The organism is Planktotalea sp., from assembly GCF_018607995.1.
Taxonomy (GTDB): Bacteria; Pseudomonadota; Alphaproteobacteria; order Rhodobacterales; family Rhodobacteraceae; genus Planktotalea.
Genome location: NZ_JABBAL010000015.1, coordinates 98253 through 119682, shown reverse-complemented (window position 1 = coordinate 119682; position 21430 = coordinate 98253). Strand labels below are relative to the sequence as shown.

23 protein-coding genes are annotated in these 21430 nt (G+C 53.7%); 13 read left to right on the top strand and 10 right to left on the bottom strand.

The features are described from left to right. Positions 1–57 precede the first annotated feature (57 nt). From QZ280_RS04540 to QZ280_RS04530, 3 genes are read left to right on the top strand one after another with little or no spacing between them, the layout of a single operon-like run. A complete protein-coding gene (locus QZ280_RS04540; protein WP_293441366.1) occupies positions 58–933 on the top strand; it encodes a DMT family transporter in 876 nt (291 codons plus the stop codon). Between the two features lie 59 nt (positions 934–992). Further along, positions 993–1706 (top strand): cytochrome c biogenesis CcdA family protein, encoded by a 714-nt coding sequence (locus QZ280_RS04535; protein ID WP_293441365.1) that lies wholly within the window; start codon positions 993–995, stop codon positions 1704–1706. A 24-nt stretch (positions 1707–1730) separates the two neighbouring features. Further along, the gene (locus QZ280_RS04530) at positions 1731–2144 is read left to right on the top strand and encodes a thioredoxin family protein (protein WP_293441364.1); all 414 of its coding nucleotides are present in this window, start codon (positions 1731–1733) and stop codon (positions 2142–2144) included. Here QZ280_RS04530 and QZ280_RS04525 read toward each other — a convergent pair. Further along, a complete protein-coding gene (locus QZ280_RS04525; protein WP_293441363.1) occupies positions 2141–3139 on the bottom strand; it encodes an asparaginase in 999 nt (332 codons plus the stop codon). The two genes, QZ280_RS04530 and QZ280_RS04525, sit on opposite strands and share 4 nt — an antisense overlap. 175 nt (positions 3140–3314) lie before the next feature. Between QZ280_RS04525 and QZ280_RS04520 the strand changes: the two genes are divergently transcribed. Further along, on the top strand, positions 3315–3842 hold the full coding sequence (locus QZ280_RS04520; protein WP_293441362.1) for a hypothetical protein: 528 nt from the start codon (positions 3315–3317) through the stop codon (positions 3840–3842). A gap of 111 nt (positions 3843–3953) precedes the next feature. Further along, a complete protein-coding gene (gene rlmN, locus QZ280_RS04515) occupies positions 3954–5129 on the top strand; it encodes a 23S rRNA (adenine(2503)-C(2))-methyltransferase RlmN (protein WP_293441361.1) in 1176 nt (391 codons plus the stop codon). Positions 5130–5157: 28 nt separating this feature from the next. Here the strand turns inward: rlmN and QZ280_RS04510 are convergent, their stop codons facing one another. Beyond that, positions 5158–5787: a TetR/AcrR family transcriptional regulator gene (locus QZ280_RS04510; RefSeq protein ID WP_293441360.1), complete on the bottom strand. Its 630-nt coding sequence runs from the start codon at positions 5785–5787 to the stop codon at positions 5158–5160. 163 nt (positions 5788–5950) lie between these two features. On the opposite strand from QZ280_RS04510, the gene QZ280_RS04505 reads away from it, so the two are divergent. Genes QZ280_RS04505 through QZ280_RS04485 form a run of 5 tightly spaced genes read left to right on the top strand, consistent with a single transcriptional unit; the run spans position 5951 to position 9718 of the window. Continuing rightward, positions 5951–6880, top strand: coding sequence for an AEC family transporter (locus QZ280_RS04505; protein WP_293441359.1), 930 nt, complete (start codon positions 5951–5953; stop codon positions 6878–6880). 33 nt (positions 6881–6913) lie between these two features. Beyond that, positions 6914–7744 carry an S-formylglutathione hydrolase gene (gene fghA / locus QZ280_RS04500; protein ID WP_293441358.1) on the top strand — a complete coding sequence of 277 codons (831 nt, stop codon included), beginning with the start codon at positions 6914–6916 and terminating at the stop codon, positions 7742–7744. Continuing rightward, a complete protein-coding gene (locus QZ280_RS04495; protein ID WP_293441356.1) occupies positions 7741–8199 on the top strand; it encodes a YaiI/YqxD family protein in 459 nt (152 codons plus the stop codon). Before fghA ends, QZ280_RS04495 begins: the two co-directional genes overlap by 4 nt. Then, complete coding sequence (locus QZ280_RS04490) at positions 8196–8816, top strand: HAD family phosphatase (RefSeq protein ID WP_293441354.1); 621 nt, start codon at positions 8196–8198, stop codon at positions 8814–8816. The genes QZ280_RS04495 and QZ280_RS04490 overlap by 4 nt, the downstream gene beginning before the upstream one ends. Beyond that, positions 8813–9718, top strand: a complete 906-nt coding sequence (locus tag QZ280_RS04485; RefSeq protein ID WP_293441352.1) for an ornithine cyclodeaminase — start codon at positions 8813–8815, stop codon at positions 9716–9718. The genes QZ280_RS04490 and QZ280_RS04485 overlap by 4 nt, the downstream gene beginning before the upstream one ends. A gap of 74 nt (positions 9719–9792) precedes the next feature. Here QZ280_RS04485 and QZ280_RS04480 read toward each other — a convergent pair whose 3' ends face one another. Continuing rightward, complete coding sequence (locus tag QZ280_RS04480; protein ID WP_293441350.1) at positions 9793–11034, bottom strand: MFS transporter; 1242 nt, start codon at positions 11032–11034, stop codon at positions 9793–9795. 102 nt (positions 11035–11136) lie between these two features. On the opposite strand from QZ280_RS04480, the gene zapE reads away from it, so the two are divergent. Beyond that, positions 11137–12195 (top strand): cell division protein ZapE, encoded by a 1059-nt coding sequence (zapE, locus tag QZ280_RS04475; RefSeq protein WP_293441348.1) that lies wholly within the window; start codon positions 11137–11139, stop codon positions 12193–12195. 4 nt (positions 12196–12199) lie between these two features. Here the strand turns inward: zapE and QZ280_RS04470 are convergent, their stop codons facing one another. The 7 genes from QZ280_RS04470 to QZ280_RS04440 all read right to left on the bottom strand — a co-directional run bounded on the left by QZ280_RS04470 (position 12200) and on the right by QZ280_RS04440 (position 18437). Next, complete coding sequence (locus QZ280_RS04470) at positions 12200–12838, bottom strand: pyridoxamine 5'-phosphate oxidase family protein (protein WP_293441346.1); 639 nt, start codon at positions 12836–12838, stop codon at positions 12200–12202. Positions 12839–13241: 403 nt separating this feature from the next. Next, entirely contained in the window at positions 13242–14057 is an 816-nt protein-coding gene (locus QZ280_RS04465; RefSeq protein WP_293441344.1) for a LysM domain-containing protein, read from the bottom strand. 255 nt (positions 14058–14312) lie between these two features. Next, complete coding sequence (locus QZ280_RS04460) at positions 14313–14801, bottom strand: rhodanese-like domain-containing protein (RefSeq protein WP_293441342.1); 489 nt, start codon at positions 14799–14801, stop codon at positions 14313–14315. A gap of 171 nt (positions 14802–14972) precedes the next feature. Next, on the bottom strand, positions 14973–16247 hold the full coding sequence (locus QZ280_RS04455; RefSeq protein WP_293441341.1) for a folylpolyglutamate synthase/dihydrofolate synthase family protein: 1275 nt from the start codon (positions 16245–16247) through the stop codon (positions 14973–14975). Then, the gene (accD, locus tag QZ280_RS04450; protein ID WP_293441339.1) at positions 16244–17191 is read right to left on the bottom strand and encodes an acetyl-CoA carboxylase, carboxyltransferase subunit beta; all 948 of its coding nucleotides are present in this window, start codon (positions 17189–17191) and stop codon (positions 16244–16246) included. Before accD ends, QZ280_RS04455 begins: the two co-directional genes overlap by 4 nt. 62 nt (positions 17192–17253) lie before the next feature. Continuing rightward, positions 17254–18165 carry a CPBP family glutamic-type intramembrane protease gene (locus tag QZ280_RS04445; protein ID WP_293441337.1) on the bottom strand — a complete coding sequence of 304 codons (912 nt, stop codon included), beginning with the start codon at positions 18163–18165 and terminating at the stop codon, positions 17254–17256. An 11-nt stretch (positions 18166–18176) separates the two neighbouring features. Continuing rightward, the gene (locus QZ280_RS04440; protein ID WP_293441335.1) at positions 18177–18437 is read right to left on the bottom strand and encodes a hypothetical protein; all 261 of its coding nucleotides are present in this window, start codon (positions 18435–18437) and stop codon (positions 18177–18179) included. Positions 18438–18855: 418 nt separating this feature from the next. On the opposite strand from QZ280_RS04440, the gene ilvD reads away from it, so the two are divergent. Both ilvD and QZ280_RS04430 read left to right on the top strand, forming a co-directional pair. Beyond that, entirely contained in the window at positions 18856–20613 is a 1758-nt protein-coding gene (ilvD, locus tag QZ280_RS04435) for a dihydroxy-acid dehydratase (protein ID WP_293441333.1), read from the top strand. Then, the gene (locus QZ280_RS04430; RefSeq protein WP_293441331.1) at positions 20594–21388 is read left to right on the top strand and encodes a hypothetical protein; all 795 of its coding nucleotides are present in this window, start codon (positions 20594–20596) and stop codon (positions 21386–21388) included. The genes ilvD and QZ280_RS04430 overlap by 20 nt, the downstream gene beginning before the upstream one ends. Positions 21389–21430 lie beyond the last annotated feature (42 nt).

Genomic DNA, 21430 nt, shown 5'->3' with positions numbered 1-21430 from the left:
AAATTACGAGAAGGGTCGCTCTGGTTGAGCGGCCCTTTTTAATTGGAGAAAGACCCAATGGATCTGCGCGCACTTTTGATGGGCCTTGCCTTTGCATTCATGTGGTCAAGCGCGTTCACCTCCGCGCGCATCATCGTACAAGACGCGCCACCTCTGATGTCGCTTAGTCTGCGGTTCTTTATCTCGGGTGTAATTGGAATTGCGATTGCCAAAGCACTCGGCCAGCGTTGGCGCCTTACAGCTGCTCAGTGGCGTGCTGTGTTCGTCTTTGGCCTGTGTCAGAATGCGCTTTATCTCGGGCTGAATTTCATGGCGATGCAAACAGTCGAAGCGTCGCTCGCCTCTATCATCGCTTCGACCATGCCATTGATAGTTGCGGGGGCTGGTTGGGTCTTACTCAAGGACAAGCTGCCAACCCAAGGTATCATCGGTCTTTTCATAGGTATCGTTGGCGTTGTGCTGATCATGGGCGCGCGCTTTGATGGAAATGCAGATGCGTTTGGGATGGCGCTTTGTGTGATTGGCGCGATTGGCCTGAGTGTTGCGACACTTGCGATGCGCGGGGCATCTTCGGGCGGTAATTTGCTGATGATCGTTGGTCTGCAAATGCTCGTTGGTTCCGCGATTTTGGGTGTTGTGGCTGCGTTTACGGAAACCTATTTCCTCAATCCCTCGCTCAAGCTTGCTGCCGCATTTGCGTATACGACGCTTATCCCCGGCCTTGTTGCGACTTTCATCTGGTTTCGCCTCGTTGAACGGATCGGCGCTGTGCGTGCATCAACGTTTCATTTCCTCAATCCATTCTTTGGCGTCACGATCGCTGCGCTTTTGCTGGGTGAAACCCTTGGAGTTATGGATGTATTTGGCGTTTTGATCATCACCGTCGGCATCCTACTTGTTCAGCATTCGAAACAAAAACCCACGGACAGTTGAACGCACAACAGTATGTTGTGGGGTGGCAGACTGTCAGGTTTCGCCGTACGACCACTGTCATGGAATTAATAATTGCATATGGCGCAGGATTGCTGACGCTGATTAACCCCTGCGTTTTGCCGGTGTTGCCGATTGTATTGGCCACGGCCTTACAAGCGAGCTATTGGGGGCCCGCCACGTTAGCCGCTGGGATGAGCCTATCCTTCGTCGTCCTCGGCGTTGCTGTCTCTGCCTTTGGCCGCGCTGTTGGGTTAAACGCTGATGATATAGCACATGCAGGCGCGGTTTTAATGATCCTCTTCGGAATCGTGCTGCTGGTGCCCCAAGCCTCGGCCGTATTCTCAACCGCGACCGATGGTTTTGCGGCGCGCGCGGATAGTGGATTGGACGAGGTGGATCGTGGATCGCTCACCGGACAATTCGTCGGTGGCATGTTGCTGGGCGCTGTATGGAGCCCTTGTGTTGGTCCGACATTAGGTGGTGCCATATCCCTAGCAAGCCAAGGCGAAAGTCTGCTGCGCGCGACTGCAATCATGATCTTCTTCGCGCTTGGGATTTCCACAATCATTCTTGTGCTTGGCTATGGCGCGCGTTCTGCTTTGCAAAAGCGCCAAGCGGCAATGCGCAAATTTGCTGTCGCTGCGCGCCCTTTGCTTGGCGTAGTTTTCGTCGCCGTCGGTCTTATACTGTTCTTCAAGTGGCACTATGCCGTTGAAAGCTGGCTGCTCGATATCATGCCGATCTGGCTGCAAGAACTATCTGTTGCTTTGTAATTCGAACCTACCAAGGAGTTAAAAATGAACCGTAGAACATTGATCCTATCCGGTGCTGCGACGCTCGTGATGCCTGCTGCACCAGCGCTCGCAAGTGCTGTAAACTATGTGCCTGGCTTGCTGAAAAAACATCAAGCGGCTGGCGATACAGTGTTCCTTGATTTCACTGCAAGCTGGTGCGGAACGTGCCGTGCACAAGGTCGTGTTCTGGAAAGCCTGAAAGCAGAGAACCCTGCATATGATCAGAACATTGTGTTCATTGATGTCGATTGGGACACTTACGGCAATTCAGTCATGGCAGATCGTTTGAAAATTCCGCGCCGCTCCACGCTGGTTGCGATGAAAAGCAAGAAAGAGATTGGGCGCATCATTGCGGACACCTCCAAGCGCAATATCAAGAAGTTGGTTGATGCAGCTTTGGGTGCAGCGACAGCTTAAGCCAAAAGGCCAGCCGCGGGTCGAATGTATCCTGTGAGCGTCCCACGCCAGTTGGTGATCGGGGCGTTCATACGTTTCAGGGTGGCGGGATGGTTCCTATCAAGAACGCCTGCGCGCACCAACAAGGCCGCAACCGCACATTCTGCACCACGCGTTGTGCCGTCTGCAACTTTCAGTGCAATACCAAGCTGTTGTTCTGGCAGAATGGCAACATAGAACGCTTCCGCCCCTGTTTTGATCGCAGTTCGCCCACCCATCGCGCACATCAATTCTGTGCAAGCACGGGTCTCTCCCGCAACCAATTCGGGATGAAGAGCCATCGCTTCGGTCAAACGTGCCGCAGCAGAGCTGACACTGTCTGAACGCGTATGTGCGGATGCAAAGAATCCCATCGCGCGCGCGATACCCCGCAAAGAGCTAGCAAAATTGGGGGCAGAACAGCCATCAATGCCAAAGCCGGGAGAAGTAAGTTGCGTAGTTTCCTCGAACGCATCAAGGCAGGCTTTCTGCACGGGGTGCGTGGGGTCAATGTACTCGGGCCCAGCCTTCAAATGCTTGGTCAATGTCAGGAAGCCCACATGCTTGCCAGAACAGTTGTTGTGGATCTGGCAGGGGCTTGCATCAGTTTTGATCAAATCGGTTTTCGCAAGTTTATCACTGGGCATTTGCGGCCCGCAACGCATGTCATCATTGCATAAACCTAGGTCATTGAGCCAAGCGCTCACCCGGTCCGTGTGGATCGCCGCACCTTGATGGGATGCACAGGCCAGCGCAAGTTGCTCTGTGCTCAGACCCGCTGCATCCGCAGCACCCGATGTGATCAAAGGAATGCCTTGCAGCATCTTAGAAGACGAGCGCGGGAGCACGATTTCGTCGGCGTTGCCCCAAGCTTGCACAATCTCGCCAGCACCATTGCAAATGACCGCATGACCCAGATGCACACTCTCCAAAAATTCACCGCGCCAGATTTCAGCCAGAGGAACGGGTTGGGTCATGATAATCTCCAGGATTTGAACGGCGAAAAAATGCCAAGGAGGCATTCACCTGTGGTGGATTTCAGGCTAATGTGCTTTTGTCGAGAAGAAAAATATCCTTTTGCGTAGAGAGCCGAGAACAGGCGACGCGCGTAAAGGAACGAGTGAGGCTAAGGACAGCTGGAGGCTGGACAAGATGAATTCATGGATCTCGCGCACAAGTTTGGCGGCCGCTTTGGCGGTTGCAGCAACAGGCGCATTTGCTCAGGCACAGAGCACCAACCGCGTTGGCGCAAACACCGATTGGAGCGTTTTCGTTGAAAGCAATCCGAAGGAATGCTGGAGCGTGTCGTCTCCGAAAGAAACCGTAAACTCACGCGATGGACGCGTTGTTGCGGTGAAACGCAGTGACATTTTGCTGTTTGTGTTCAATCGCCCGGGATCCGGGGTGACGGGCCAAGTGACCTTCACAGGCGGCTATCCTTTCGAGGATGGTTCTTCCGTCAATATGAACATCAGCGGCACAGAGTTTGAATTGTTCACAAAAGGTGAATGGGCGTGGCCCGCGACCCCTGCGGATGATGCGAAGATAATTACGGCAATGAAACGCGGTAGCTCTGCGATTATGACGGCGCGCTCTGATCGTGGCACTCAGACGCAAGACACGTTTTCGCTGCTGGGGTTCACCGCCTCTGTTGAAGAGTCCGAGAAGCGCTGCAAGTAAGCCTTCCCGCCAAGTTGATTTAGACACGCCGTGCCAATTTGGTGCGGCGTCTTTCATTTTGTGACGAATCCGGTGTATAGCCCGCGCAACCCATCAAAAGGCGACACTCCCATGACGGCCACAGCTCCGATCACGCAAGACGTTATGACCATTCCGCGCAAACTGCCGGAGGGTCCGATCAATCTCGTTGGTTTGACACGCGATGGTATGCGCGATGCATTGATCGAGAATGGTACGCCCGAAAAGCAGGCAAAGATGCGTGCAGGCCAAATTTGGCAGTGGATCTATCAATGGGGCAAGCGCGACTTTGATGAGATGACGAACCTCTCCAAAACGTACCGCGCTGAATTAGCCGAGAAGTTTGCGATCGAAGTCCCTGAGGTGGTCACACGTCAGGTGTCCGAGGATGGTACCCGCAAATATCTCGTCAAGATCGCAGGCGGTCACGAGGTTGAGGTGGTTTATATCCCTGAAGACGGACGCGGCACGCTCTGTGTGTCCTCGCAAGTTGGTTGCACGCTGACCTGTTCCTTCTGTCACACAGGCACGCAAAAACTGGTGCGCAATCTGACCGCAGGCGAGATCATCGGCCAAGTCATGATCGCGCGTGACGATCTGGATGAATGGCCAGAGCAAGGTGCGCCCAAGGATGAAACACGCCTCTTAAGCAACATCGTTTTGATGGGCATGGGCGAGCCGCTGTACAACTTTGAAAACGTGCGCGACGCGATGAAGATTGCGATGGACGCCGAGGGCATTCAGCTGTCGCGCCGTCGTATCACACTATCGACCTCTGGCGTTGTCCCAGAAATCGCGCGCACGGCGGAAGAGATCGGCTGCCAACTGGCGATCAGCTTTCACGCAACCACGGATGAGGTCCGCGACAAGCTGGTTCCGATCAACAAACGCTGGAATATCGAGGTGCTTGTCGAAGCGCTTCGTGCCTATCCGCGTGTGTCCAATTCAGAACGGATTACTTTTGAATATGTGATGCTTGACGGGATCAATGACACAGATGCCGATGCGCACCGTTTAATCAAATTGATTGAAGGCATTCCCGCCAAAATCAATCTAATTCCTTTCAACGAATGGCCCGACGCGCCTTATAAGCGCTCCTCCGGCAATCGCATCCATCGCTTTGCGGACATCATCTATAAGGCGGGCTATGCGTCGCCGATCCGCAAGCCGCGTGGCGAGGATATCATGGCGGCCTGCGGTCAACTTAAATCCGCAACAGAACGCGCTCGCAAATCGCGAAAGCAAATTCAGGCTGAAGCGGGTCTTTGATCTGAACCGTACGTCTTGTTCCCACCGTTTACTGTTCGCGGCTGTACCGCGCGAGGAAAGTGGTGACAGCGCCTTCGATGACGCGTTCTAGCTCTGCTTTTTCAAAGTTGGTTTGAACACCGAACAGGATCTTCGGAAAGATATCCGCCTTACAGAGTTCCGCAAATTGATCCGCTGCTAAATCGCAATCGACAATATCTAGTAAGCCCTTGGCTGTCGCATCGTGTAAATATTCACCGATCTTTTCACGCACGACCATCGGCCCGCTTTGATAAAACGCGAGGCCAAGGTCGGGAAAACGATCCGCCTCTGCCACGCAAATGCGGAAAATTCGTTGCCCAAATTCGGATGTCATAAACCCCAACAAGTGGCGTGCTGCACTGCTGAGAACATCTCCGGGCGGTGCGCTTTGATCGATGTGTTGCATCGCCTGCTCCGCTTGGTGCGCGCAAATGGTTTGAACGACGACAATAAACAGGCTCTCTTTATCGGCAAAATAGCTATAAAGCGTGGCTTTGGACACGCCGCTAGCCTTGGCCACATGATCCATATTGGCTGCACCAAAGCCGTCCGCCAAAAAGATTTCGCGCGCGCCTTCCAAGACTTGATCAAACTTGCGACCCTTGCGGATCGCTGTGCTGTGTATATTCAATTTCATCTCCAACGCTACGGCGCAGCCTGCACATCCGAACGGTCTGTGTAGCATAACAACCCTGTCTTTCCCAACGCCGCGTTCCAATAATCAGCAGCTGTTGTGTTTTAGGCGTCGCACACTCGCTTCGGTCTTGCTCCGGTTCAATAGGCAAGTTACCTCTGTTTTAATGCTTGATATCTTCTTACAGACGTTGCCTTTCTTCGCGATCATTGCGCTTGGATATGGCGCAGGGCGCACCGGCTTTTTCACGCCGGAGGCAACGACCTATCTGACCAAATTCGTTTTCTATTTCGCCCTATCTGCGATGCTATTTCGCTTTTCCGCCAATCTTCCGCTGGGCGAGGTGTGGAACGGGCGTTTGGTTATCGCCTATCTGTGGGGAACCGCGTTCATCTATGGTGTGGCAACAATTGTCGCTTTGCTGCGCAATCAGGGCTTCGCCAAGACCGCAATCGAGGCGCAATGCGCAGTCATTGGAAACACTGGATTTCTTGGCGTTCCCATGCTGGTTCTGCTCATGGGGGAGAACGCGATTGGACCCGTCATTCTGGTGCTCGCAGTCGATCTTGTGGTGTTTTCCAGCTTGATCGTCGTTTTGATGTCGATTGCCAAGGATGGCCGCTTTGATCTGTCGATCTTTAAGACTATCGGCCTTGGCCTCTTAAAGAACCCAATGATTGTGTCGATGATGCTAGGCCTTATGTGGTCCGCAACGGGCGCGCCTTTGCCAAGGGCCGTTGATGCGTTTGCAGAGTTGCTCGGCTCTGCCGCAACCCCCGGTGCGCTGTTTGCGATTGGCGCATCGCTTGCCAGTAAATCCACCGAGAAGGTCGAAGTGGCCGCATGGCTCTCATTTTGCAAACTGGTCCTGCATCCAGCTTTTGTCGCGATAGCCGCGATCTATCTCTTTCCGCTCGACCCTTTTTCCGCAGGCGTGATTATCGCCGCTGCCGCCTTGCCAGTCGCGGGCAACGTCTTCATGTTGGCGCAGCATTATGGCGTTGCGCCGCAAAGGGTCTCTGCCGCAATTTTGGTATCCACTACAATCAGCATTGTCACCGTTTCATTAGTCATTGGATGGGTAAGCCAGCTTTAGGCCAAAACCCACACTACAGGAGCACGACCCACTATGACCCCCATTTCAGAGAACGCCTGCTTTGGCAGCACCCAAGGCGTTTACACGCATAAGTCAGATGTCTGCGGCGGCGATATGACCTTCGGTCTATTCGTGCCAGCCAAGGCTGAAAACGGCCCTGTGCCGCTCTTGTGGTTCCTCTCGGGTCTGACATGCACACATGAAAACGCGATGGTCAAAGCAGGCGCGCAAAACTGGGCCGCAGCGCAAGGGATCGCTTTGGTCTTCCCTGACACTTCCCCGCGCGGGGAAGCCGTGGCCAATGATGAAGCTTATGACCTTGGCCAAGGTGCAGGGTTTTATGTGGACGCGACCCAATCCCCATGGTCGCCGCACTACAAAATGTGGAGCTATCTGGCTGACGAACTCCCCGCATTGATCGAAGATCAATTCGAAGTAGATATGGAACGCCAAGCGATCACGGGTCACTCCATGGGCGGGCATGGTGCCTTGACGATGGCGATGAATCTTGAGGGACGCTTTCGCTCAGTCTCAGCCTTCGCACCGATCTGCAATCCGACGGCCTCTGATTGGGGGCGCAAGCAGCTCAGCGCATATCTTGGCAGTGACGAAAGCACATGGGCGAAACATGACGCCACGCTTATGATGGCGGAAAAGGGCTTTGACGGACCTGTCCTGATTGACACGGGCACCAATGATCAATTTCTTGATTTACTAAAGCCCGAAGCATTGGCAGAAGCCGCAACCAAGCGCCGACAGCCAATGAACTTCCGTATGCAGCCAGGCTATGATCATAGCTATTTCTTCATCTCGACCTTCATGGAAGATCACATCAGTTTTCATGCGGAAGCGCTCCACGCTTGAGCCTTTTCATCGATGCAGATGCATGCCCCGTTAAGGCAGAAGCGGAAAAGGTCGCGACCCGCCACCGCGTGACGATGTATGTCGTTTCAAACGGTGGTTTGCGGCCCTCGCAGAACCCTTTGGTGGAAAACATCATCGTCGATGCGGGGCCAGATGTGGCCGACATGTGGATCGCAGATCGCTGCGGCCCTGCGGATGTGGTGGTGACGGGCGACATCCCACTGGCCGCCAAATGCGTCGAAGCGGGTGCAGAGGTGTTGCAGCACAACGGGGATCGGTTCACCGCAGCCAACATCGGGCAACGCTTGGCGATGCGTGATCTAATGGCCGATCTGCGCGAAGCCAATCCACTGGGTGCAGGGGGTGGTGGCAAACCCTTTTCCAAAACCGACCGCTCCCGATTTTTGGATTCTTTGGAACGCGCCTTGAGGGCTGCAAAAGGAAAAATCGCATGACAGTTGAGGCGGTTGTTTTCGATATTGGAAACGTGCTGATCGAATGGCAGCCAGAGCGCTACTTTGACAGCGTAATCGGCGAGACGCGTCGCCACGCTATGTTCGAAACTGTGGATCTCCATGCAATGAATGATCGTGTGGATCGCGGCGAAAACTTTCACGATGTGATTTATGAAACGGCCGATCAATATCCCGAGTTGCGCGACGATATTCGCATTTGGCATGACAATTGGATCGAGATGGCCAGCCCCCCTATCGCGCATTCCGTGCGACTATTACGGGCCTTGAGCGCAAAACAGGTGCCTGTATTTGCTTTGACGAATTTTGGTGTTGAAACATTCGGGATTGCCCAAGGAACCTATGATTTCCTTAGCGAGTTTGATCGAGCGTATGTGTCTGGCCATATGAAAGTGATCAAACCCGATGCGGAAATCTATGAGCAACTTGAAACTGATTGCGGCATTGCGCGTGCGAGTTTGCTGTTTGCAGATGATCGGCTCGAGAACATAGAGGCCGCCGCTGCACGCGGTTGGCAAACGCATTTGTTTGAAGGTCCCAGTGGTTGGGCCGCGCGATTGGTTCGCGCTGGATTGTTAAGCGAGGCGGAGGCACAATGAACATTCAGATCGGTTTTGAAGATGGCGAAAAGGGTCTCGATTGGATCGGTCTGACCAAGGCTTTGAAGGCCGGACATAAGCTGCCAAAAGCGGAGATTGCCGATACATTTCTCTATCGCGGCAAGGACACTTTGTTGAACCGCTCCGCTTGGATTGATGATCTCGGCTTAACCGTGAAATGCGCGACGGTTTTTCCCGAAAATCCCAGCACGGGCGTCCCGATGATCAACGGCGCGGTGTCTTTGTTTGATGACGCACATGGGCGACTTGAAGCGATTATTGATTTTCACTTGATCACAAAATGGAAGACCGCGGGCGACAGTTTACTAGGCGCTTTGCGTCTTGCACGCCCTGAAAGCCGCAAGATTTTGATCATCGGATCAGGCACAGTCGCGCGGTCCTTGTATGACGCTTATAGCGCTGGTTTTCCCGAGGCGAAGTTCACCGTTTGGAGCCGCACGCGTGCAAATGCGGAGATGTTTGCGAATGAGCGCGCCGCAGTCGTTGCTGATGATTTAGAGACGGCAGTGCGTGACGCTGATATCATCACGAGTGCAACCATGAGCACCGAGCCCGTCTTGCGTGGGGACTGGTTGCAGAACGGCCAGCACGTGGATCTGATCGGTGCATATCGGCCTGATATGCGAGAGGCGGATGATCGGGCTTTGCAGCGTGCACGTGTGTTTGTTGATAGCTTTGACACGACTATTGGGCATATTGGCGAAGTGCAAATCCCGCTGGACAGCGGCGCGATTTCACGGCCTGACTTGATTGCGGATTATTATTCTGATGCTGGGTTTGAGCGGCGTTCTGACGATGAGATTACACTGTTTAAGAATGGCGGTGGCGCTCATCTTGATTTGATGGTGAGCCGCTATGTGCTGGAGCGCTACGCCGGCTAGTCTACCCTATTGCTACTCAATCGGACCGAGTAGGGGCCAGCGCCCACACCCCCGGAGTTTTGGCAAGATGTAGTCTAGGCTGCTAGAGGGCGTTCGAGTTTACTTTCTCTGATCGGAAGGTGGATGAGTGCGCTGAACGCACCAACGCCGATGCCAACCCACCAAACGGCTGTGTAGCTACCATAAATGTCGTACATGCGACCCCCGAGCCATATACCGAGAAAGCTGCCAAGTTGGTGACTGAAAAAGACGATGCCATAGAGCGTGCCCATATAACGCAGCCCATAAATATGTGCGACTAGGCCGGATGTGAGCGGCACTGTGGCGAGCCAGAGTGATCCCATTGCAACCGAAAAGATGATGACTGATGTGGGTGTGATCGGGCTCATGATGAAGAGAATGGCGATGATTGTGCGGCCTGTGTAGATCCCCGCGAGCAGGTATTTCTTTGAGTAACGGTTGCCAAGCCAGCCTGCGAAGAGCGTCCCGCCAATGTTGGCCCCGCCAATAAGTGCGATGGCCATTGCGCCTAGCGCAGAGGTCGTGGTGATACCCGCCGCATGCAGCGCGCCACCAGGCAGGATCGGGCCACACATTTCGGTCACAAACGCCGGAAAATGCGCAGTGATGAAAGCGAGCTGATAGCCACAGCTAAAGAAGCCGAGGAAGATGAACGTATAGGTCGGGTCTTTGAACGCGCCTTTGAGGACTTGTCCGAGGCTTTGTTCCAACTCTGCCTTGCTGGCCAATTGTGGAGCGCGCATGAAGGGTAGCAACATCAGCACTGCGAGGATCGCAGCGGCGAAGACGATGAATACGTTTTGCCATGGCATGAAACTGAGCAAGAGTTCAGCCGTTGGCGCACCCACGATTTGACCCGCACTTCCCGCCGCAGTCGCGATTGCCAGCGACATTGAGCGGTTCGCATCCGAGCTCGCGCGACCAACTACCGCGAGGATCACACCAAAACCTGTGCCAGCGATGCCGAAACCAACAAGGATTTCGAGCACCTGATGCGCTTCGGGAGTGACCGCGAAGGAGGACAACACAAGGCCCGCCGCATAAATGAACGCGCCCGCGATGATGGCTTTGCGATCACCTATCTTTTCTGCCAAAGCACCGAAAATAGGCTGGCCAATGCCCCATGCAAGGTTCTGGATCGCGATGGCGAGCGAAAATTCAGAACGCATCCAGTTGAATTCCGCGGCGATCGGGATTTGGAACACACCAAAGGAGGCGCGGATCGCGAAATTCACAAGGATGATGACGCAGCCAACAATTAAGACCGGCGTGAACAAATTACTTTGAGATTTCATCGCGACCTATCCGACTGCTTCCTGCGGGACGTTACGCTTTTTCCTTAGCGGGTCAATTGCCTGCCCTCTTTTCGCAAGACCATTTGCGCGGTAGAGGGGGGCATGGAGACTTTATCGCAGATATATGCAGCGCGCGTCGCAAGTGGTGAATTGACGGCTGATCCCGTGCAGGAACTTGCGTTGACACAGTTTGAACGCATTCGTGCAGCGCTTGCGGAACCTGTCAAAACTGGGTTCTTTCGCAAAGCGCCACCGCCGCCAAAGGGGCTATATCTTTGGGGCGGTGTCGGGCGCGGCAAATCGATGTTGATGGATCTGTTCGTTGATGCTTCCCCTGTGCCCGCACGGCGTGTGCATTTTCATGCGTTTATGCAGGAAATTCATGCGGGGATGCACAAGGCGCGCCAAGATGGTGTTGAGGACGCACTACAACCCGTCGCACAGGCGGTTAGCACTGATATCAGACTGCTTGCGTTTGACGAGATGCAGATTACCGATATCACGGATGCGATGATTGTTGGCCGCTTGTTCGAGATGCTCATGCAAAGCGGCGTTGTGATTGTAACGACCTCGAACCGCGTGCCTGACGATCTTTATAAGGATGGTCTGAACCGCCTGTTGTTCTTGCCCTTTATTGATCTTCTAAAGGACAAGATGGAGGTCGCGGAGCTCGCCAGTCCGACGGATTACCGTCAGGACAGATTGTCAGGATCTCCCGTCTTTTTTGCGCCAAACGGGCCAGAAGCACGTGCACAGATTGAGGAGATCTGGCAGCGGTTGACTGAGGGCAAGGCGAAACCGCTCGACCTGATTGTGCAGGGGCGCAAAGTACGCTTGCCTGGCTTTCACAACGGTGTCGCGCGTGCGAAGTTCTTTGATCTATGCGGCGCTCCCCTTGGGCCTGCGGATTATCTGACTATCGCAGAGGCCGCGCGTGTGTTGGTGCTAGAAGATATCCCACGTCTGAGCCGTAACAACTTCAACGAAGCCAAACGTTTTGTGACGTTGATCGACGCGCTTTACGAAGCGCACGTACAATTGATCGCCTCCGCTGCGGCGACGCCAGAAATGCTATACGTCGAAGGTACGGGCGCGTTTGAATTTGAACGCACCGCGAGCCGTTTGCGCGAAATGCAAAGTGCGGATTGGGGACTCGACTAGATCCTTACCACATCCGTGGTTTGGCATATTTTGCGTATTCGTCATCATAGGCTTTGCCATCAAACAACGCATCGAGTTCTTTCACGAAGTCACCCGCTGTGGGCACTTTGGTATCGCAGCCTAGACCTTGCCAGAGGCCCGAACGCATCAGCGCTTTGGCACATTGGAAATACATCTCACCAATACTCATCACGACGACAGAGCGCGGGAGCTTGCCCTTTTTTTCAAAACGCGAACATGTGGCAGGATCTGTTGTGACAATCCCAGTGCCGTTGATGCGCACAACATTGGTGATAGAGGGGATCATGAACATAAGGCTGACCCGCTCGTCGCGCACAATATTGCGCAGGCTATCAATGCGATTGTTACCGAACCAATCGGGCAGCAGCACGGTTTGGTCATCCAGTATTTCAACGACAGACCCATCATCACCGCGCGGGCTGGCGTCCGTGCCTTCCGGCCCAACCGTAGAGATCACTACAAAGCGGGACGCTTCAATCCAAGCGCGATAGTGCGGGGTCATTGTTGTGACCACTTTTTCAATCGAGCGCGGGACCGGTTTGGTGTAGATCGCTTCTAGCTCTGCGAGGGTCTTGATTGGGGTCATATCCGTCTCCACTGCGTGCACTGTGCAAGCGTTCATAGAGCGCCTTTGGCAGCAACTCAAAAAAGAAGGGACGATGAACGCCCCCTCAAGTCTTTGCCTGTTATTAAGTCCCGTTGTCCGAACGCCGCTCGATGAGACGTTGGTCTTCGGAGGGATCTTAGATTTTAACTTTTTTGGGACATAACATCGCGCAACGTAAAACTCGTTATCCGCATGTGTCGGTGCATTCGCTTTCTCCCCAACGGACCAAATCTGTTCATGTGAGGCTGGCAGGCGTCACGCGGGTCCGGTTGGGAATCAGATATAAGCGAATCGATTCGTTCTAGTCAACATTCTGTGATTCGCGATTTGGACGCTACAAAATCTGGCGTGCTGCCTGATCAAGCCTCGGTGGAAATCACAGGTTGAAGTGTGAAAACCACAAGCCCTTGTTACGACTCTAGAAAATCGAAACAGATGTTAGAAGAAAAACTGAAATCACAATGAAACAGCTAACTCGGTCAGGCAAAGTCGCGCCGAAATTTATTTTCAGAAGCGTTGCTTTCTCGAAGATTTGCCCAATCTCGTGGCAGCCCTGGGGCATGCGATAATTCAACTGTTGACCAATCCGAAGCGCATTTGAATTTTGACGCAGCGAGGATCTGTATTGCAACAGCTGATCAGTCGCAAAGGCGGAACCATAGAGTTTAATCGCGATCAATGCCAATGTGTCACCCGATGAGACCGTATAGTTCTGCAATCCTGAATTCGCAGCGATTTGCGGGCGCGACACTTGCTGGACGGATGCGTTGTCGATTGCGACGGCCGGAGCACTTGGCTCAATGCGCATTTGCGAGGACGGCGCACTGACAATCAGCGTACCATCCACATGCCCCATGGAGCGACGCACGATAGAGTTCAGAAGACTTCCCTGCTGGCCCGGTGCTTTGGACACATGTCCAATGCTGTCGAGCGCATTGAGCGTTTGCCAGCTCATATCACGAAGTTCCGGCGCAATGGCGTGTATGCTCGCTTGCGGCTGGACTGAGGGTTGCTGAAAAACTGTTGTCGCTTCAGCCAATGCATCACTCACGGCAGAATTTGTGTTTATGTGAGTCGCCAATGTCGCTTGAAAACGATTCAAAGCTGCACCTGTGTCCGCCGCTTCCGACGCGACTACGGGTCGAACAGATTGCTCTGTTCCGCCCGATTTCAATTCAAAGATGACATCATCGGGCATTGTTAGAAGTGTGTCTTCGCGTGGCTTATCGATCACCTGCATTTGATTGCGACTGGTTTCAAGAAGAGCTTGGGGTTTTCCTGATAAGCAAAATCGTCCCGTGGACCGGGTTGCAAAACAATGACCAGCACCGTTGAGATTGTGAAGAAGGCGAAAATCAAGAAACCACGCATCATGATCTGATACTCACTTTGAAACCGTTAACCCAAAAATGTGCTACATCTGTAATCCACCCCGATAACAGAGGATCTTTTGCGCCGGATATCCGACATCCAGAAGCAGTTGCACAGCTTAGCGTGCCGGGGGCGACCAAGGACCATCGTCGAATACTAAAAGATCAAACGCACTCGAGAAATCCATCTGACCAAGCGCGCCTTTTACACCGAGCGCCAGCAGAAGATCTTCACGGTACGGATTGTTTTTCACAAGCGTTGCAGCAGGCACAGAAATAGCACCCTGAATTGAGCCACCCGAAAACTCCGCTGGCAAACGCGCATCAACCAGCAGGCCACTTCCCGTAGAGACGTTTTGTTGCATGAAAGTGAAGACTTCGAGTTCACTGAGTGTCGCCACAACCGGTGCCGCTGTCGCGGGTTCGATGCAATGTTCGGGACATTTGCGTGTTGCTTGATAATATCTGTTTGGTAAGGCTGCATCCCCGCCAGCACCTCGGCGGATGCTAAAGGCTTGACCACCAAACTCAAATTCAACTCTGGACAGACCACGTACAATATCTACTACCGCACTTTGCAGTGATAGCAAAAGCGTTAGGGCGGCCACCCGGAAAGCTTACGCAAAAGCGCCTTTGACTGACTTTATTTTACTCATACCTGCTCGAAACGTTTTTCCATTTTCGTTGCGCTGAGGCTAAATTTTTGCACTCGCGCGGTCAGTGTATTATTGTGGTTGCATTTTATTCATAAAACAATCCATTGAGCATCAAAAAAATGGTCAACCGTTCTCGCGTAAAATGTGTCCTGCGAGATAGAGTGATCCGCAAATCAAGACACGCGCCGTAGGGGTAGTTTTTGCGATTTGCGTCAATGCGTCTTCAACCGACTTGGCCTCTTGAGCGGGAATGCCTGCATCACGCGCAGATTGGGCTGTGACATTAGCCAGGAGCGTGTTGATCTCACCGGGAATATCGACAGCATGCAATTGCGCGACCTGCGCCGCGAGCGGGCGCATATAGCCGCTTACATCCTTGGTATTCAGCATCCCGCAAATCACATGAGTGTCGCGCTTTGGCAGCTTTGCCAAAACATCCACAATCGCCAGCGCAGCGGAGGCATTGTGCCCCCCGTCCAACCAAAGTTCGAGCGCGGGTGAGCGATCGGCCCAAGTCCCTGTTTTCAATCGTTGCATACGCGCAGGCCATTGAGCGTCGGTCATCGCAGCCGTGCAGGCTTCTTCGCCAAATCCAAGCGTGCGTAAACCGGCAATCGCGGCCCCTGCGTTCTGCACTTGATGCTCCCCCAAAAGCGCAGGCGTGGGCAGGTCCAGAAGACCCGTTTCATCCTGATAGATCAGACGATCACGTTCGGTGCTGACGTGCCAGTGTTGTCCATACACAAACACAGGCACGCCTAGACGCGCAGCTTTGGCTTCTATAACCTCAAGGGCTGCGTCTTTCTGCGGACCAACGATACAAGGCACACTCCGCTTAATGATGCCCGCCTTCTCACCGGCGATCTCTGGCAAAGTGTCGCCCAAGAATTGCTGATGGTCGATGGATACAGGCGTTATGATAGTCAACGCAGGCCTATCAATCACATTGGTAGCATCCACACGCCCACCAAGGCCAACTTCTACCAGCGTGTAGTCTGCCTTTTGGCGCGCAAAAGCGAGCAGGGCCGCGCAAGTGGTGATTTCGAAATAGGTGATGCTTTCACCGGCATTGGCGTGGTAGCATTCATCCAGGATTTCGGTCAGATAGTCTTCGGTGATCAACTCACCCGAGACGCGAATACGTTCATGAAAACGCGCAAGATGGGGCGAGGTGTAGGCGTGTACGGATTTACCCGCACCCTCAAGACCCGCTCGCATCATCGCTTGCGTGCTGCCTTTGCCATTAGTGCCTGCGATATGAATGACAGGTGGCAAGCGACGTTCCGGATTGCCCAGCGCGTTCAGCAAACGCTTGCATCGATCCAGCACAAGGTCGATAACCTTGGGATGCAGTTTCATCATCCGCTCTAGAATAACGTCCGATGTTGCATGGTTCACGCTTTCGCGTCCTCGGGAACCTCATCGCTTGCCTCGGTTGGTGCGGCAAGTTCGGGGGGCTCGGATGGCTTTGGTAAATCGCCCATCACGGGGGGCGGCAAGTGCATCAACATACGAATGATCTGCACCAGCTCCATTTTCATTTCCGTACGCTTGGTCACACGATCCAGCATACCGTGCTCCAACAAGTATTCCGCACGTTGAAAGCCTTCGGGCAGCTTTTCACCAATAGTCTGCGCAATCACGCGCGGGCCTGCAAAACAGATGAGCGCATTGGGCTCCGCAATCTGAACATCACCGAGCATCGCGTAGGAGGCCGTCACACCACCAGTTGTCGGATGCGTTAGCACCACGATATAGGGCAGCCCTGCCTCTTTCAGCATTTGCACAGCCACTGTCGTTCGCGGCATTTGCATCAGGCTGAGAATGCCTTCTTGCATACGCGCGCCACCTGCCGCAGAGAACAGAACCAAAGGTTTGCCCGTATCAACCGCCCGCTGAGCCGCCGCAATAATCGCGTTGCCCACATACATGCCCATAGACCCCGCCATGAACGAGAAATCCTGACAGGCCGCAATGATTGGTGTGCGTCCAATTTCGCCCTCGGCGACAAGCATAGCTTCTTTCTCGCCCGTGCCTTTCTGGGCGGCTTTCATGCGATCGGGGTATTTCTTTTGATCTTTGAACTGCAAAGGATCAGCGACAGGCTCTGGCACGTCAACTTCGGTAAAGATACCGCCATCGAACAGCGATTCAAAACGGTCTCGCGCAGTGAACGCCATGTGATGACCGCACGATGTGCAAACGTTCAGGTTGCCGCTCAACTCGCGGTGAAACAGCATTGTTCCGCATTCGTCGCATTTGGACCACAGGTTTTCTGGCGTCTCGCGACGGGAGAAAATCGAATTGATCCGCGGTCGGACGTAGTTGGAGATCCAGTTCATCGCAGACCCTTTCCTGCGTTAGTCTTTCGGATTCAGATAAAGGCCCTTGGCCACAATTGCAATCAGCGCCTAAGCGCAAGGCGCGCCGCAAGCCAGCACACGATCATCACCGCAAAGTCGATGGGGAGGAACGAGCGGATCGCTGATTCGTCGTTTGCGGTGAAGGGATATTGATAAAGCGCAAGACCCGACATTTCGCCCTGTGGCGCGATCAGCAAAAGCGCCGAGACGTTTGTGACAAAATGAACGGCAATCGTAGGCCCGAGCGTGCCTGAACGCGCGGTAAGATCCGCAGCGATCATTCCGAATACGCTGGCCCAAATCACGACAAGCAACGCATTGCCACCATAGGTTCCAGGTGAATAGTGCGCGAGACCAAACAAGACCGACGGGATCACCATCCACACCGCAGGATGCGCAAAACGGGCCGCGAGTTGTTGTTGGATGTATCCGCGAAACAGAACCTCTTCCGCGCTGGCTTGGATCAGCACAGCGATCAGCGCGGGCAACAAAAACGTCAACCATTGCGCAAAAGCCAATCCATCTAGCAACGCGGGATCATGCCCATAAGGCGGCAGAGCCATCAAAGCACCCATCACCAAAAGCAGTGCAACAATCACGAACTTTGCTTGCAAGAACGCGATTGTCGGTGGGCCAATCAATGTCTCGGGACGTCGTCGATGCAAACCGATAACAACAGCCGCCACCGCGATCCAGATCATGCCGAACGAAAACAACAAAACCAAAACGCTTTGCGGCAGCAACAGTGTCTCCAAGTCCTCGTAGAGGGCTCGATAGCCTTCATCGCTCATCACATAATAAAGGAACTGCCAGATCAACGGGGAACAGATCATCAGAATGCCAGCCGTTGCAATCAACCCGACAAACAGACACCACAGCTGTGCCTTCTCCCGCGCAGGCGCGACAAAGCGGTCATGGGCCGTGTAGTCAAAAGAGAAGATTGTCTTGAGCATATTGCCTACATTTAGGCTCCCGTAGCGCTCGGCGCTAGTGCGTACTTAAGCATTTCACAAAGCGAAGCCGCACTTCTTTTATTATTAAAACAATTTCCCCGCAAAAGCCTTTGCGGTTTCAGCAAATCAATTGATAACAGCCACTGCAGCCTCTCCGCAACTTCCCAGAACTCCGACCATGCCTCGCCTTGATCAATTGATGCATCATCGGTCTTCATTTCAAAATTTCGAGTTACCACCTTGAGCTGTCTTGCCGCGTTAAATAGTCTCATTTCGTTGTCTTTAGACAACGTGCCACCCAAAATCTCGGTCAGCCCTTTGCCGTTTTAGCGTCCTCTGGAAACTCGAAAAAATATGTCTCAAACGCTAATAAATCAGCCTCACTTACGCCCCAACACACCCAATTAATGGCAATTGGGGTGAGGAGGAAATTAAAGCCAAAGAACGGATTAGACTTTTCCGATGCCATCGAAGACGACAAAACAAAACTGAGGATCATCCGTTTTGACCATCTTCGTATCGCGTTTCCCCTTCCGAAAGCAGCCGTTGGCATGCTGAAACAGAATGCGGGTTTTCGCGACATGTGCTTTGCCGGTCGCGTTTCAATTCCAATGCAGCATCACGTCGCACCTTGCGACCTTGCCTTCGCTGATTTATCCACTCTTCAACGCATATTTCGGAGAGCCCACTATGACCAAGTTCGACAAAAGCAAATTGCCAAGCCGCCATGTCACAGAAGGGCCAGCGCGCGCGCCACATCGTTCGTATTATTACGCGATGGGCATGTCTGAGAAAGAAATTCACCAGCCCTTGGTAGGCGTTGCCACATGCTGGAACGAAGCCGCGCCGTGCAACATTTCTTTGAACCGTCAAGCACAGGCCGCAAAGATGGGTGTCAAAGCCGCCTCTGGCAGCCCGCGTGAATTCACGACCATCACGGTCACGGACGGCATTGCGATGGGTCATGAAGGCATGCGCAGCTCCTTGGCGTCACGCGAAGCGATTGCTGATACGGTTGAATTAACCATGCGTGGCCACTGCTACGACGCGCTTGTGGGCCTTGCGGGCTGTGACAAATCCTTGCCAGGCATGATGATGGCGATGATCCGTCTCAACGTGCCGTCCGTGTTTGTCTACGGTGGCTCCATCCTGCCGGGTCGCGCACCTGCCGGCGCGAAGGTTCCAGAGTCTTATGCAGATCGCGATCTTACGGTTCAGGACATGTTTGAAGCCGTGGGTCATCAACAAAACGGCACAATGACCGAAGCAGAGCTTGAAATCCTAGAGCGTGTGGCTTGCCCATCTTCTGGTGCATGTGGTGGTCAGTTCACCGCTAACACGATGGCCTGTGTGTCCGAGGCTATTGGCCTTGCGTTGCTGAATTCCTCCGGTGCCCCTGCCCCGTTCGAAAGCCGTGATGAATATTCCAAGGCCTCCGGAATCGCCGTGATGAACCTGATTGAAAAAGGCATTCACGCACGTGATGTGTGCACACGCGAAGCGTTTGAGAACGCAGCGCGTGTTGTTGCTTGCACGGGGGGTTCCACAAATGCAGGTCTGCACCTGCCTGCGATGGCGCATGAAGCAGGCATTGATTTCTTCCTTGAAGATGTTTGCGATATTTTCCGCGACACGCCATATTTCGTCGATCTCAAGCCCGGTGGTCAGTATGTTGCCAAGGATCTCTATGAGGCGGGCGGCGTTCCCGTTGTCTTGAACGAGCTGCGCCGTGCTGGCTTGTTGCATGCAGATTGCATGACCGCGACGGGCTATTCCATTGGTGAAGAACTCGACAAGCACACGCTGAAGGCTGATGGCCGTGTGGTTTATCCTGTTGAAACGCCAATCACCAAGACTGGTGGCGTTGTGGGCCTCAAAGGCAACCTCGCCCCAGAAGGCGCGATTGTGAAAGTTGCAGGCATGGCCGCGCAGCATCAGCGTTTTGTTGGCCCCGCGCGTATCTTTGAGTGCGAACAAGACGCCTTTGAGGCGGTTCAAAACCGCACTTATAAAGAGGGCGATGTTTTCGTTATCCGTAACGAGGGCCCTGCAGGCGGTCCCGGTATGCGCGAAATGTTGGCAACAACAGCTGCGCTTTCCGGTCAGGGCATGGGTCTGAAGGTGGCACTGATCACTGACGGTCGTTTCTCTGGCGCAACCCGTGGCTTCTGTGTGGGTCACGTTGGTCCCGAAGCTGCACATGGCGGTCCGATTGCCCTGCTCCAGCAAGGTGACGTGATCACGCTTGATGCGGTTGAAGGTACGTTGGACGTGGATATTTCTGACGAAGAGATGGCCAAGCGCCGTGCCGATTGGAAAGGCCCGCGTGAGACGATCTATGCCTCTGGCGCGCTTTGGAAGTATGCGGATCAAGTTGGCGAAATCTACAAGGGTGCGGTCACGCATCCTGGCGGCAAGGCAGAAAAGCATGCGTATTGGGATCTGTGATCTCGACTTAAGCAAAGCTCGCCAGTCGGGCCCTGCGCTGCTCATCTGTGTATCCCTTGGCGCCTGTGTGGGCGGTGAGGGCCTATCCTTTGCACAAAAAGGCGAAGCAGAAGGCACGCCAAGCGGCGTTGTGATCCTGAAGACTACACAAACCACGCTGGCACTGGGCGCAATCAAGCTGACTGCGCCAAAGGGCTACTGTATTGACGAAACTTCTGTCAGCAGCGGCTTGCAAGGCAGCTCGGCAATGCTAGCGCAATGTTCTTCGCTTGATGGCAAAAGCGGAGGTACGGACATAGCAGTAATGAGCGTCCAAGTCTCCTCTCGGCGTGGGGAAAGTGCAACAGCTCCCAGCGCGCAAGATCTTGCAAGCGCAGCGATGCCACGCAAGACACTTCAGACAAAGCAAAGGGGCAATCTCGCCTTGGCTCAGCTGGCAACCGGCGGTGATGAAGTCTTAGCACCCGCCGATCCGATCCATTGGCGCGGCGCGACTGAACTAGATACGCGCCTTGTTTTACTCAGCCTATTTGCGCCGAAAGGGTCCGATCTAACAGGCAACAAAGGTGCTGAACTCTTGGCAGCGCTTGCGCATGGAATTTCTGCGAAACGTGGATCTTTGTTCGGGTTTGGCCGCGGCGAGCCCGAGAGCAAAGATGCAAATTCGGAAAATATTCAACCTATAGATGTTGCTGAAAGCTCAACGACCGATACGGTTGAGCCAGAAAAAAAAGGTGGCCAAGGCATCATTGCACGTTTGTTAAACCACTCTTAATTTGGTTAGAATAACGGAAAGAGCCGCAGCAAGGCAGGTAAC

Coding starts and splice junctions, on each gene's coding strand:
- rlmN (WP_293441361.1), top strand. CDS start 3,954: ATGACGGCCACAGCTCCGATCACGCAAGACGTTATGACCATTCCGCGC.
- fghA (WP_293441358.1), top strand. CDS start 6,914: ATGACCCCCATTTCAGAGAACGCCTGCTTTGGCAGCACCCAAGGCGTT.
- QZ280_RS04520 (WP_293441362.1), top strand. CDS start 3,315: ATGAATTCATGGATCTCGCGCACAAGTTTGGCGGCCGCTTTGGCGGTT.
- accD (WP_293441339.1), bottom strand. CDS start 17,191: ATGAACTGGATCTCCAACTACGTCCGACCGCGGATCAATTCGATTTTC.
- zapE (WP_293441348.1), top strand. CDS start 11,137: ATGGAGACTTTATCGCAGATATATGCAGCGCGCGTCGCAAGTGGTGAA.
- QZ280_RS04480 (WP_293441350.1), bottom strand. CDS start 11,034: ATGAAATCTCAAAGTAATTTGTTCACGCCGGTCTTAATTGTTGGCTGC.
- QZ280_RS04510 (WP_293441360.1), bottom strand. CDS start 5,787: ATGAAATTGAATATACACAGCACAGCGATCCGCAAGGGTCGCAAGTTT.
- QZ280_RS04485 (WP_293441352.1), top strand. CDS start 8,813: ATGAACATTCAGATCGGTTTTGAAGATGGCGAAAAGGGTCTCGATTGG.
- QZ280_RS04505 (WP_293441359.1), top strand. CDS start 5,951: ATGCTTGATATCTTCTTACAGACGTTGCCTTTCTTCGCGATCATTGCG.
- QZ280_RS04440 (WP_293441335.1), bottom strand. CDS start 18,437: ATGAGACTATTTAACGCGGCAAGACAGCTCAAGGTGGTAACTCGAAAT.
- QZ280_RS04430 (WP_293441331.1), top strand. CDS start 20,594: ATGCGTATTGGGATCTGTGATCTCGACTTAAGCAAAGCTCGCCAGTCG.
- QZ280_RS04530 (WP_293441364.1), top strand. CDS start 1,731: ATGAACCGTAGAACATTGATCCTATCCGGTGCTGCGACGCTCGTGATG.
- QZ280_RS04525 (WP_293441363.1), bottom strand. CDS start 3,139: ATGACCCAACCCGTTCCTCTGGCTGAAATCTGGCGCGGTGAATTTTTG.
- ilvD (WP_293441333.1), top strand. CDS start 18,856: ATGACCAAGTTCGACAAAAGCAAATTGCCAAGCCGCCATGTCACAGAA.
- QZ280_RS04535 (WP_293441365.1), top strand. CDS start 993: ATGGAATTAATAATTGCATATGGCGCAGGATTGCTGACGCTGATTAAC.
- QZ280_RS04540 (WP_293441366.1), top strand. CDS start 58: ATGGATCTGCGCGCACTTTTGATGGGCCTTGCCTTTGCATTCATGTGG.
- QZ280_RS04445 (WP_293441337.1), bottom strand. CDS start 18,165: ATGCTCAAGACAATCTTCTCTTTTGACTACACGGCCCATGACCGCTTT.
- QZ280_RS04490 (WP_293441354.1), top strand. CDS start 8,196: ATGACAGTTGAGGCGGTTGTTTTCGATATTGGAAACGTGCTGATCGAA.
- QZ280_RS04470 (WP_293441346.1), bottom strand. CDS start 12,838: ATGAACGCTTGCACAGTGCACGCAGTGGAGACGGATATGACCCCAATC.